Genomic DNA, 11,516 nt, shown 5'->3' with positions numbered 1-11,516 from the left:
TGAACTCGGTGTAGCTGATGCCGCTCTCCAGCCGGGCCTTGACCACCTCGCGGGCCAGCATCTTGTTCACCGGGAAGTGCTTGCCGACGTCCCGCAGGAACTCCACCACCGACATCTCGCCGGTCCACTCCAGGTTGTTGACCAGGCGCGCCGCGTTGTCGCCGGTGTACGTGACGAACGGCGCGAGCTGGTCCCGGATGCGCTGGACCCAGCCGGCGATGACCTCCGGCGGGTTGAGCGTCCGCTCGGCGCTCTCCTTGGGGTCACCGATCTGACCGGTGGCGCCGCCGACCAGCAGCAGCGGCCGGTGCCCGGCGAGCTGGAGCCGGCGGGCGGTGACGACCTGCATGAGGTTGCCGACGTGCAGGCTGGGGGCGGTCGGGTCGAAGCCCACATAGAACGTGGCGCTCGGGCCGTCGAGCAGCGCACGCAGCTCGTCGGGGCCGGTCGAGTCCTGGATCAGGCCCCGCCACAGCAGGTCTTCGGTCAGGGAGTCCCGCCCCGGCGGGAGGTTGCTGTCGGTCACGGTCACCGATTCTCCCCCATCCCCGGCCCGGGGCCGTACCGGGTTTGCCGACGGCGGCGGCGACTAGGCTGGCGGCGCCGTCGAGCGCGAGGAGGAACCAGGGTGGAGACACCGGACCTGACCGGGGGCTTCGTGGCCCTGCTGGGGCTGGAGTTGGACGAGGTCAGCGCCGACCGGGTGGTGATCCGCTGGCGGGTGCGCCCGGAGCTGCACCAGCCGCACGGGATCCAGCACGGTGGCGTCTACTGCTCGGTGGTGGAGACCGCGGCCAGCGTCGGCGGCTCGCTCTGGCTGGGCGACCGGGGCCGGGTGGTCGGGGTGTCGAACCAGACCGACTTCCTGCGCGCGGTCCGCGACGGCGAGTTGACCGCGGTCGGCACGCCGGTGCACCGGGGTCGCAGTCAGCAACTGTGGCTGGTGGAGATCACCGACGGCGATGCCCGGCTGGTCGCCCGTGGGCAGGTGCGGTTGCAGAACCTGACCACCGACTGACGCCGGACTACCCGATTCCCCCGATAACGGGGCACTGACGCCGATATCGTCGCGTCGATGAGACCAGCCGCCCTCGACCCGACGTGAGGAAACTGCTCGCCGCCACGCTGGGCGTGCTCTCGGCCATCGGCGGCTTCGTCGACATCGGCGACCTGGTGGCAGCCAGCCAGGCCGGTGCGCTGTTCGGCATGGCCCACGCCTGGGTGCTGCTGGTCGGGGTGGTGGGCATCTGCGCGTACGCGGACATGGCCGGCCGGATCGCGGCGGTGAGCGGCCGGGCGGTGTTCGACCTGGTCCGGGAGCGGCTCGGGCCCCGGGTCGCGTTGCTCAACCTGGTGGCGTCGTGGCTGGTCACGGTCGTGACGCTGGCCGCGGAGCTGGGTGGGGTGGCACTGGCGCTCACGCTGGCCACCGGGCTCAGCCACCTGCTCTGGGTGCCGCTGGCCGCGCTGGCGGTCTGGCTGGTGCTGTGGCGGATGCGCTTCGAGCTGATGGAGCGGATCTTCGGTCTGGCCGGGTTGGCGCTGCTGGTCTTCGCGGTCGCGCTGGTGGCGTTGCCGACCGACTGGGCGGAACTCGGGCAGGGGGCGTGGCGGGTCAGCTCGGCCGGTCACGGTTGGCCGCTGTACTGGTTCGTGGCGGTGGCGCTGTTCGCGTCCACGGTCAGCCCGTACGAGGTCTTCTTCTTCTCCTCCGGCGGGGTGGAGGAGCGGTGGAGCCCGGCCGACCTGGCGCGCGCCCGGTCGAACGTGCTGATCGGCTTCCCGGTGGGCGGCTTCCTGGCGTTGTCGCTGATCGCCGTGGCGACGGTGGCCTACCACCCGTCCGACGCGTCCCTGACCTCGCTCGACCAGGTGGCGCGGCCGGTGGCGACCGCGCTCGGCGGCGCCGGTCTGGTCGCCGCGGTGCTGGCGTTCTTCGCGGTGACGTTCGGCGCGGCGCTGGAGACCGGCCTGTCGGCGGCGTACGCGGCGGCGCAGTACTTCGGCTGGCAGTGGGGCAAGCGGGTCAGCCCGCGGGAGGCGGCCCGGTTCCACAGCGTGCTGCTGCTCGGGTTGCTGCTCGGTGTGGTGATGCTGATGACGACCGTGGACCCGGTCCGGCTGACCGAGTACATGCTGGTGCTGAGCGCGGTGGTGCTGCCGCTGACCTACCTGCCGATCCTGGTGGTGGCCAACGACCGCACCTACCTCGGGGACCGGGTCAACGGGTGGTGGTCGAACCTGCTCGGCGCCGTGTTCCTGCTGCTCATCGTCGCCGCCTCGGTGGCGGCGATCCCACTGGCGATCATGACGGGGATGGGGCGATGAGGGTCCAGCTCGCCAGGCAACTGATCGACCGGCAGATCGTCGACGCCGAGGGCCGACTGGTGGGGCGCGTGGACGACATCGCGTTCGCGGTGGACGGGGCGGGCTACCCGTACGTGGACAGCCTGCTCACCGGCCAGGGCGCGCTCGGGGAGCGGATCGGCGGGCGGGTCGGACGGCTGCTGGTGGCGGTCGCCGACCGGTTCACCGACGATCCGCCGGTGCCGCCGTTGCGGGTGCCGCTGGCGGTGGTGGCCCGGGTGGACAGCGCGGTTCGGCTGCGCTGCCGGGCCGCGGACCTGCCGTCCTCACCGGTGGAGTCGTGGCTGCGCCGCCACCTGATCGAGCGGATCCCGGGGGCGTACCGTGCGAGCGGGTGAGCTGCTCGGGCGTACCGCGTACGACCTGCACGGGCGGCGGTTGGGCCGGGTGGTGGACGTGGTGGTGCGCGGGGGCTGGCCGCCGGAGCGGCTGCGGATCGCCGACGTGATCGTGGCCGGGCACTGGTGGACCCGGGTGACCAGTCGGCTGATCGGGCCGGAGCTGCACCCGGCCGGGCCGTGGCTGCTGCGGGCGGTCGCCCGGCTGGTGGGGCGCAGCACCCACCAGGTGCCGGCCGACGCGGTGCGGCTGCATCCGCCGGTGGCCGGCTTCCCGTTCGGCCCACCCGCCGACCGGCGCTGAGCCGACCCCTGCGCCGGACGCCGCAGGGCTGGTCCCCGCGCCGGGTGACCGGCGCGGGGCGGCGGGACCGTCAGCGGCGTGCCTCGTCGAGTTCCGGGGTGTCCGCCGGGTCGGCGTCGTCGGCCGGCTCGGTGCCGTCCGCGTCGTCGCCGTTGTCCCGCTCGCGCCGGGGACGGCGCCGGAGGTGCACCTCGACGATGGCGCGCTGGTCCACGCCGGCCACGGTCAGCTCCCAGCCGTCCACGGCGACCTGCTCCCCCGCCACGGTCGGGATGTGCCCGAGGCAGATCAGCACCAGCCCGGCGATCGTGGTGTAGTCGCCGGCGGGCCGGTTGGGCAGGTCGACCCCGAGATCGGTGAGGTCGTGCACGGGGAAGGTGCCGGGCAGCACCAGCGTGCCGTCCGCCTCGGTGTGGACCGCCTGGAGGTCGCGGTCGGTCTCGTCGTAGATCTCGCCGACGATCTCCTCGAGGATGTCCTCCAGCGTGACGATCCCGTCGACCGCGCCGCGTTCGTCCACCACCAGCGCGATGTGTTGGCGCTCGGCCTTGAACTGGCGCAGCGCGTCGACCACGGACAGCGAGTCGGGCAGCAGCATCGGCGGGCGGGCGATGTCGTCGACCGGCCGGTCGTCGGGGACGCCGACCAGGTCGCGCAGGTGGATGACACCGACCGCGTCGTCCAGGCCGCCGTGCCGGACCACCGGCGCCCGGGAGTGCCCGGTCGCCGCCAGGACCAGCCGCGCGGCCTCCGCGGTGGTCCCGCTGTCGAGCGTGAAGACCTGCAACCGGGGTACGAGGACGGCCCGCAACTGCCGGTCGGCGATCTCCACCGCGCCGGCGATGATGGTGCGCTGCTCCTTGGTGAAGCCGTGGTTGCCGGCCACGATGTCGCGCAGCTCGTCCGGGCCGATCTCCTCCGGCTCGTGCTTCGGGTCGAGGCCGAACAGGCGGACCACCATGTCGCTGGTGGCGCCGAGCAGCCAGACCGCCGGCCGGGTGAGGCTGGCCAGCACGTCCAGCGGTCGGGCCACCACCAGCGCCCAGCGCTCGGCGGACTGCATGGCGATGCGCTTGGGCGCCAGCTCGCCGAAGACCAGCGTGACGAACGTGAGCACCAGGGTGACCGCGACGATGGCGACCGTCTCGGCGGCGTCGCCGAAGACGCCGAGCAGCGGCACCAGCGGGCGGGCCAGGGAGACGGCCGCGGCGGCGGAGGCGAGGAAGCCGGCGAGGGTGATCCCGATCTGGATGGTGGCGAGGAACCGGTTCGGGTCCTTGGCCAGCCGGGCGAGGGTGCGGCCGGCGCGGCTGCTGCGCTCCAGCCGTTGCAGTTGGCTGTCCCGTAGCGACACCAGTGCCATCTCGCTGCCGGCGAAGGCCGCGTTGACGATGACCAGCACCCCGACCAGGGCCAACTGGCTCCAGTAGCTCTGCACGACCGGTTGTCTCCCTCGACCCGATCCGGGTCGGCCGATGGCCGACTCGCCGGCCGGCAGACCCGGTCGGCGTGGCCCCTCTGTGCCCCGCCGGCTCGTGCCTGAATCCTGTGCTTCTCCTGACCTGACAGAATCTTGCGGGCTCCGCATATTTGCGTGCCACGCATCTTTTGCTACGGTCGGTGCGTGAGCGGACTGCGGGAACGCAAGAAGGCCGCGACCAGAGCGGCGCTGAGCTGGGCGGCCATCCGCCTGACCGTGGCGCGCGGCTACGACGCCGTGCTGGTGGAGGACATCGCCCAGGCCGCCGGCGTGTCCCCACGGACGTTCAACAACTATTTCGCCAGCAAGGCCGAGGCGATCTCCGCCCGACACCTGGACCGCAGCCGCCGGGTGGTGGATGCGCTCCGCGCCCGGCCGGCCGGCGAGCCGCTCTGGCGCGCGATCGAGGCGGCGTTCCTCACCTCCTGGGCGCCCGGGCCGGAGGTCGAGCAGTCACCACCGGGCGCCCACGAGGAGTGGGTCGCCGGGCTGCGGGTGATGCTCGCCGAGCCGGCGTTGCAGGGCGAGATGCTGCGGGCCGGCGCGGTCGCCGCCGCCGAACTGGCCGAGGCCGTCGCGCAGCGCACCGGCACCGACGCCGGCCGCGATCTCTACCCGCACCTGGTGGCCGCCGCGGTCAACGCGGGCGTCGGCGCGGCCATGCGGCACTACCTGCGCGCCGAGCGTCCCGAGCCGATGGAGCGGCTGCTCTCCGACGCGCTGGCCCAGCTCGCCGCCGGGCTGCCCCCGCCGCGCTGACCACCCCGCCCCCCGTGAGAAGGGGCCCCTTCTCGACCGGAGGCGTTAACCGGGGGCCCGGCCTTTCATCCCTGGGAGGAACTGTGGTGATTGATGTGGTTGTGGTGGGGGCGGGGCCCAATGGGCTCATGCTCGCGGTTGAGTTGGCGTTGGCGGGGGTCCAGCCCGTGGTGTGCGACCGGCTGACCGCGCCGACCACCGAGAACCGGGCGAACGGGCTGGTCGGCCAGGTCGTCCGGATGCTCGACCGGCGCGGCCTGCACGAGCGCCTCGCCGGCTCCGCCGCGCCGCCACGACCGACGCCCGGGTTCGTCTTCGGCGCGTTGCCGTTGGACCTGGCCGCCGTCGCGGACAACCCGATGTACGGGCTCGCGGTGCCCCAGCGGGAGGTCGAGCGGGTGCTCGCCGAACGGGTCGCCGAACTGGGCGTGCCGGTCCGCCGTGGGTGCGAGGTGACCGGGCTGCGACAACGCTCCGACGCGGTGGAGGTCGACTTTGCCGACGGCGCCACGCTCGACTGCCGCTACCTGGTGGGGGCGGACGGCGGACGCAGCACGGTGCGGAAGCTGGCCGGCATCGGCTTCCCCGGCGTCACCACGGACCGGTCCGTCTCGCGTACCGCCCAGGTCGGCGTGCCGCCGGAACTGGTCGACCCGGCCACCGGCGGTCTCGTCGTGCCCGGGTACGGGGTCGTGCCGCCGTTCCAGCACACCCGCACCGAGCACGGGCTGATCGTCTGGGCGCCGTTTCCCGACCGGGCGCCCCTGGTCAGCACCGTCGAGTGGCCGGCGACCCCGGAGGCGGACGCGCCGCTGACGTTCGACGGGATGCGGGCCAGCGTGGCCCGGGTGCTCGGGGTCGAGGTGCCGCTCGGCCCGCCGGCCGGGCCCGGTCCGCACCTGCTGCGCCGCCTGGCCGGCGGCAACACCCGGCTCGCCGAGCGCTACCGGGCCGGCCGGGTGCTGCTGCTCGGCGACGCCGCCCACGTCCACTCCGCGATCGGCGGGCCGGGGCTGAACCTCGGCCTCCAGGACGCGGTGAACCTCGGCTGGAAGCTGGCCGCGCGGCTGCACGGCTGGGCCCCGGACGGGTTGCTCGACACGTACGAGGCCGAACGCCGACCGGCGGCCCGGCGGGTCACCATGTCGACCCAGGCCCAGTCCGCACTGATCGCGCCGGGCGCCGAGGTCACCGCGCTGCGCGAACTCGTCGGTGAGCTGCTCGCCCGGCCGGGGAACGCCGGGCACGTGGCCGCGCTGATGGCCGGCGCGGACATCCGCTACGACCCGGGACCGGACGGGCCGCCGGTCGGCACCTGGGCGCCGGACCTGGTGGTGCACCGCGACACCGGGCCGGTGCGGCTGGCCGAGCTGACCCGGGACGCGCGCCCGCTGCTGCTCGACGGCACCGGCATGCTGGGCGGGACCGCCGGCCCGTGGCGGGACCGGGTCGACGTGGTCGACGGCCGGCTGGCGGGCACCGCCTCGACCGCGCTGCTGCTGCGCCCGGACTGCTACCTGGCCTGGGCGTCCGAGGCGGCGGCACCGGACCGGGACGGGCTGCGCGCCGCGCTGACCCGCTGGTTCGGCCGGCCCCGCGACCACGCGAGCACGCCGGCCTGACCTCGGCTCAGGCCGGGGCGGGCAGGTCCAGCACGTACGCGCCGCCCTCCGGGCGGAAACCGAGCCGGTGGTAGTAGGGGGCGACCATGCCCGGCGGGCTGACCACCCGGCGGAACCCCCGGTCGGTGAACAGCCGGCTGCGCCGGTAGACGAACTCGCCGGGGGTGAAGTCGCGGAACGGCGGGGTCACGTAGTCCAGGTCGATCTGGGCCACCCCGCCGGCCTCGGCGTGCGACACCATCACGCCGACCACCTCGTCGGCGCGGACCACCAGGAACGCCGAGCGGTCGGCGGCGGCCGGGTCCCAGCGGAACGCCGGGTTGAACCGGGCGATGTCGGTGGCGTGCACCCGCAGCGTGTGGGCCAGGAACGCGTCGCCGGTGCCCACCTCCACCACCTGGTAGGTCTGCTCGTCGTGCCGGGTGGCCAGCAGCTTGCGCAGGTACCAGAGGTTGATCACGGTGAGCACCACGTTCAGCCCGACCATCGGCCACACGTGCAGGGCGGCGTTGTAGCCGATCAGGATCAGGCAGCCGACCAGGTTGAGCGCGCGCAGCCGCAGGATGCGCGTCTGCAGCAGGGACCAGACCAGCAGCGCGGAGCCGGCCCAGCCGACGAGTTCCAGCCAGTTCACCCCGGGGACACTAGTGGTCGCGCTGGTCAGGTGCCTCGGCGGGCAGCTCCAGCACCCACTCCTCGACCTCGACGCCGCGGCCGGGAGCGTATCCCGCGTCCTCGCCGACCACGACGAAGCCGCACTTGCGCAGCACCGCGAGCGAGGCGGCGTTGTCCTTCGCGGCGCGGGCCCGCACCGGCCGCTGCGGCAGCTCCCGCAGCAGCGCGGTGAGCCCGGCGGTGGCGTGGCCGCGCCCCCAGCGCTCCGGGTTGATCCAGTAGCTGACCTCGGTCCGGTCGTCGACCGGGAACGCCGCCACGTGGCCGACCACCTCGCCGCCGGCGACGATCGTGCGGTTGACGATGCGCTCGTCGGCGCGGATCCGCGCCCAGTGCGCGTCGAACGCGGCCCGGTCCGCCGGGTCCTTCGGACCGAACGCGGCCATCCAGTTGGCCTGCGGGTCCTGCTCGTGGGCGAAGAACGCGGGCAGGTCGTCGTCCCGGACCGGACGGATTTCCACAGCGGGGGTCACGGCCGGGAACGATACGCGGACCCACCGACACCGTTCGGGACCTCCGGCCCGTCCCGGGTCCCGTCCGGCCCTGCCGGGGCGGCCGGCCGGACCGCTACCAAGGAGGAGGAACCACGCAGTCGAGGAGGCCGGACCATGCGGAAGTACGTCTACGACTTCATCGAGGGTGACCGGAGCCGGGCCGACCTGCTCGGCGGCAAGGGCGCCAACCTGGCCGAGATGACCCGGCTCGGGTTGCCGGTGCCGCCCGGGTTCACCGTCACCACCGACGCGTGCCGCGCCTACCTGGCCACCGGCACGCCCCCGGACGGGCTGTACGAGGAGATCAACACGCACCTGCGCCAGGTCGAGGCGCGGTTGGACCGGCGGCTCGGCGACCCGGACGACCCGCTGCTGCTGGCGGTCCGCTCCGGCGGCCGGTACTCGATGCCGGGCATGATGGAGACGATCCTCGACATCGGGCTCAACGACGTCACGGTGGCCGGGCTGGCCGCCCACGCCGGCGACGAGCGGTTCGCCTGGGACTCCTACCGGCGGTTGATCCAGATGTTCGGGCACACCGTGCACGGCATCCCGGCCGAGGAGTTCGCGCACGAGCTGGCCGCGGTGCGGGCCACCGCCGGGCCGGGCGGGCCGAACGCCGAGCAGCTCCGCGACCTGGTCGACACGTACAAGAAGATCTTCACCCGGCACGTCGGGCACGACTTCCCGCAGGCCCCGCACGAACAGCTCTTCCTCGCCGTCGGCGCGGTGTTCTCCTCCTGGCGCTCGGAGCGGGCCCGGGTCTACCGGCGGCAGGAGCGGATCCCGGACGACCTGGGCACCGCCGTCAACGTGATGGCCATGGTCTTCGGCAACCTCGGCCCGGACTCCGGCACCGGGGTGGCGTTCACCCGCGACCCGGCCACCGGCGCGCCCGGCGTGTACGGCGACTACCTGACCGACGCGCAGGGCGAGGACGTGGTGGCCGGCATCCGCAACACGGTGCCGCTGACCGAGCTGGAACGGCTGGACCCGGCGAGCTTCCACCGGCTGCGGCAGATCATGACGACGCTGGAACGGCACTACCGCGACCTGTGCGACGTGGAGTTCACCATCGAACGCGGACGGCTGTGGATGTTGCAGACCCGGGTCGGCAAGCGCACCGCCGCCGCCGCGTTCGTGATCGCCACGCAGCTCGCCGACGAGGGGCTGATCACCGCGGACGAGGCGCTGACCCGGGTGACCGGGGCGCAGCTCGCCCAGCTCATGTTCCCCGCGTTCGACATCGACGGGGCGGCCCCGCCGCTGGCGGTCGGGGTGGGCGCCTCGCCGGGCGCGGCGGTCGGCCGGGTGGTCTTCGACTCCGCCGCCGCCGCGGCGGCGGCCGACGGGCCGGTGATCCTGGTCCGCCCGGAGACCAACCCGGACGACCTGCCCGGCATGATCGCCGCCGCCGGCGTGCTCACCTCGCGCGGCGGGAAGACGTCGCACGCCGCCGTGGTGGCCCGCGGCATGGGCCGGACCTGTGTGTGCGGGGCGGAGGCGCTGCGCATCGACGTCGACCGCGGCGAGTTCACGGTCGGCGACCGGGTGGTGCGGGCCGGCGAGCTGATCTCGATCGACGGCACCTCCGGGCGGATCTGGCTCGGCGAGGTGCCGGTGCAGCCGTCGCCGGTGGCCCGGTACCTGGCCGGCGAGCTGCGCCCGGAGAGCGACCCGCTGGTGGCCGCCGTGCACCGCCTGCTCGGGCACGCCGACGCGGTACGGACGCTGGGTGTCCGGGCCAACGCGGACACCCCGGAGGACGCCCGCCGGGCCCGCCGGCTCGGCGCCGCCGGCATCGGGCTGTGCCGGACCGAGCACATGTTCCTCGGCGAGCGCCGGGCCCTCGTCGAGCGGCTGATCCTCGCCGACGAGCCGGCGGAACGGGACGCGGCGCTGGACGCGCTGCTGCCGTTGCAGCGGGCCGACTTCGTGGGGCTGCTCGCCGCGATGGACGGGCTGCCGGTCACGGTCCGGTTGCTCGATCCGCCGCTGCACGAGTTCCTGCCCCCGCTGGCGGAGCTGACCGCCCGGGTGGCCCGCGCGCAGGCGCGTGGCGAGGACCCGGGCCGGGACGCGACGCTGCTGGCCGCGGTGCGCCGGATGCACGAGGCGAACCCGATGCTGGGGCTGCGCGGCGTCCGCCTCGGGTTGGTGGTGCCGGGGCTGTTCGCCGTGCAGGTGCGGGCGCTGGCCGAGGCCGCCGCGCAGCGGCTGCGGGCCGGCGGCGACCCGCGCCCGGAGATCATGGTGCCGCTGGTCGGGGACGTCCGCGAGCTCGCCGCGGTGGCCGACGAGGCACGACGCGTGCTGGCCGAGGTGGACGGCGCGCCGGAGATCCCGATCGGCACCATGGTCGAGACGCCCCGCGCCGCGCTGACCGCCGGGGAGATCGCCGCCGAGGCGCACTTCTTCTCGCTGGGCACCAACGACCTGACGCAGACCACCTGGGCGTTCTCCCGGGACGACGTGGAAGGGTCGTTCTTCCCCGCGTACCTGGCCCGGGGGATCTTCCCGGTCTCGCCGTTCGAGCGCCTCGACGTCAGCGGCGTGGGGCGGCTGGTCCGGCTCGCCGTCGCCGAGGGCCGGGCGGCCCGCCCCGGGTTGACCGTCGGCGTCTGCGGCGAGCACGGCGGCGACCCGGACTCGATCGCGTTCTTCGCCGCCGCCGGGCTCGACTACGTCTCCTGCTCGCCGTACCGGGTGCCGGTGGCGCGGCTGGCCGCCGGCCGGGTCGCCGTCGCGGCCGGCACCGACTCGTCCGACTCCCGCTAGGAGGCAGCGCCATGACCGCCATCTTCAACCCGACCGGCCTGAGCACGGTTCCGCCGGTCCCCAGGCCCGCGCCGCCGGCGCCGGCCCCCGACCCGGCCCTCGGCCCGCCCCCGGTCCCGACGCCCGCCCCGTCCCCGTCCCCGTCCACGGCTCCGGCTCCGGCTCCGGGCCCGACGTCGGTGGGCTCCGGGTCGGTGGGCTCCGGGTCGGTGGGGCCGGTGCTGGAACTGCCCGGCACGCCGGGTACGGCGCTGGTGCCGGTGACCCACGCCGGCCGCCCGGTCGGCGCGTTCGTCCTGACCGACGGCCGGGTCCGCTACCGGCGCGTGACCGACCCGGACCAACTCGTCGCGGCCGCCACCGGCGCGTTCGCGGTGGCCGCGCTCACCGCCGCCGTGGCCGTCTGGTCCCGGCGCCGCCCACCGGCGGTGCACACGGTCACCATGGGCCCCGGCGGCTGGCTCAGCCTGCGCGGCGCGTCCCTCCCCCGCCCCCGCCCCGACACCCGCCCCTGGTGGGCCCGCCTGCTGCGGGCCCACCCCCTCCCCCGCTGACCCACCCCCGCTCGCACGATCATGAAGTTGGCGGCGATGTGGATCTCCGATCCGGCCGCCAACTTCATGATCGTGCGAGCGGGGCGTAGGTCCCGAGGGTGGGGACCGAGGGCTCTGCCGGGCCGGGGCGCGCGGCGGAAGGGTG

At 74.7% G+C, this 11,516-nt stretch carries 12 protein-coding genes (1 of these 12 running past the window's edge); 8 read left to right on the top strand and 4 right to left on the bottom strand.

Annotated features, from left to right (window positions below; translation table 11 throughout):
- Positions 1 to 526 carry the 5' end (the start) of a tyrosine--tRNA ligase gene (tyrS, locus tag OG767_RS13245; protein WP_405094209.1) on the bottom strand. 758 nt of this gene lie to the left of the window's left edge, so the window shows 526 of its 1,284 coding nt (coding positions 1–526); its start codon is at positions 524 to 526; the stop codon falls past the left edge of the window.
- Between the two features lie 102 nt (positions 527 to 628).
- Between tyrS and OG767_RS13240 the strand changes: the two genes are divergently transcribed.
- The 4 genes from OG767_RS13240 (at position 629) to OG767_RS13225 (ending at position 3,009) form a co-directional block, all read left to right on the top strand.
- Positions 629 to 1,018: a PaaI family thioesterase gene (locus OG767_RS13240; RefSeq protein WP_405093668.1), complete on the top strand. Its 390-nt coding sequence runs from the start codon at positions 629 to 631 to the stop codon at positions 1,016 to 1,018.
- Between the two features lie 83 nt (positions 1,019 to 1,101).
- Positions 1,102 to 2,328 carry an NRAMP family divalent metal transporter gene (locus tag OG767_RS13235; RefSeq protein ID WP_107160173.1) on the top strand — a complete coding sequence of 409 codons (1,227 nt, stop codon included), beginning with the start codon at positions 1,102 to 1,104 and terminating at the stop codon, positions 2,326 to 2,328.
- Positions 2,325 to 2,705: a hypothetical protein gene (locus tag OG767_RS13230; RefSeq protein WP_405093667.1), complete on the top strand. Its 381-nt coding sequence runs from the start codon at positions 2,325 to 2,327 to the stop codon at positions 2,703 to 2,705. The genes OG767_RS13235 and OG767_RS13230 overlap by 4 nt, the downstream gene beginning before the upstream one ends.
- Positions 2,692 to 3,009: a PRC-barrel domain containing protein gene (locus tag OG767_RS13225; protein ID WP_405093666.1), complete on the top strand. Its 318-nt coding sequence runs from the start codon at positions 2,692 to 2,694 to the stop codon at positions 3,007 to 3,009. Before OG767_RS13230 ends, OG767_RS13225 begins: the two co-directional genes overlap by 14 nt.
- Positions 3,010 to 3,079: 70 nt before the next feature.
- On the opposite strand, the gene OG767_RS13220 is transcribed toward OG767_RS13225, so the two are convergent.
- The gene (locus OG767_RS13220) at positions 3,080 to 4,447 is read right to left on the bottom strand and encodes a hemolysin family protein (RefSeq protein ID WP_405093665.1); all 1,368 of its coding nucleotides are present in this window, start codon (positions 4,445 to 4,447) and stop codon (positions 3,080 to 3,082) included.
- Between the two features lie 186 nt (positions 4,448 to 4,633).
- On the opposite strand from OG767_RS13220, the gene OG767_RS13215 reads away from it, so the two are divergent.
- Together OG767_RS13215 and OG767_RS13210 are read left to right on the top strand one after the other, a co-directional pair.
- A complete protein-coding gene (locus OG767_RS13215) occupies positions 4,634 to 5,248 on the top strand; it encodes a TetR family transcriptional regulator (RefSeq protein ID WP_405093664.1) in 615 nt (204 codons plus the stop codon).
- An 83-nt stretch (positions 5,249 to 5,331) separates the two neighbouring features.
- Complete coding sequence (locus OG767_RS13210; protein ID WP_405093663.1) at positions 5,332 to 6,870, top strand: FAD-dependent monooxygenase; 1,539 nt, start codon at positions 5,332 to 5,334, stop codon at positions 6,868 to 6,870.
- Between the two features lie 7 nt (positions 6,871 to 6,877).
- On the opposite strand, the gene OG767_RS13205 is transcribed toward OG767_RS13210, so the two are convergent.
- Complete coding sequence (locus OG767_RS13205) at positions 6,878 to 7,504, bottom strand: hypothetical protein (protein ID WP_281939815.1); 627 nt, start codon at positions 7,502 to 7,504, stop codon at positions 6,878 to 6,880.
- Between the two features lie 10 nt (positions 7,505 to 7,514).
- Entirely contained in the window at positions 7,515 to 8,018 is a 504-nt protein-coding gene (locus OG767_RS13200) for a GNAT family N-acetyltransferase (RefSeq protein WP_405093662.1), read from the bottom strand.
- Between the two features lie 135 nt (positions 8,019 to 8,153).
- Between OG767_RS13200 and ppdK the strand changes: the two genes are divergently transcribed.
- Together ppdK and OG767_RS13190 are read left to right on the top strand one after the other, a co-directional pair.
- Positions 8,154 to 10,817, top strand: a complete 2,664-nt coding sequence (ppdK, locus tag OG767_RS13195; RefSeq protein ID WP_405093661.1) for a pyruvate, phosphate dikinase — start codon at positions 8,154 to 8,156, stop codon at positions 10,815 to 10,817.
- An 11-nt stretch (positions 10,818 to 10,828) separates the two neighbouring features.
- Complete coding sequence (locus tag OG767_RS13190; RefSeq protein ID WP_405093660.1) at positions 10,829 to 11,371, top strand: hypothetical protein; 543 nt, start codon at positions 10,829 to 10,831, stop codon at positions 11,369 to 11,371.
- Positions 11,372 to 11,516: the final 145 nt, after the last annotated feature.

Origin of the sequence: Micromonospora sp. NBC_01392 (genome assembly GCF_045040125.1) — a bacterium.
Lineage (GTDB): Bacteria > Actinomycetota > Actinomycetes > Mycobacteriales > Micromonosporaceae > Micromonospora.
Note: the sequence above shows the minus strand (reverse complement) of the source record. Positions and strands in the feature narration are given on the sequence as shown.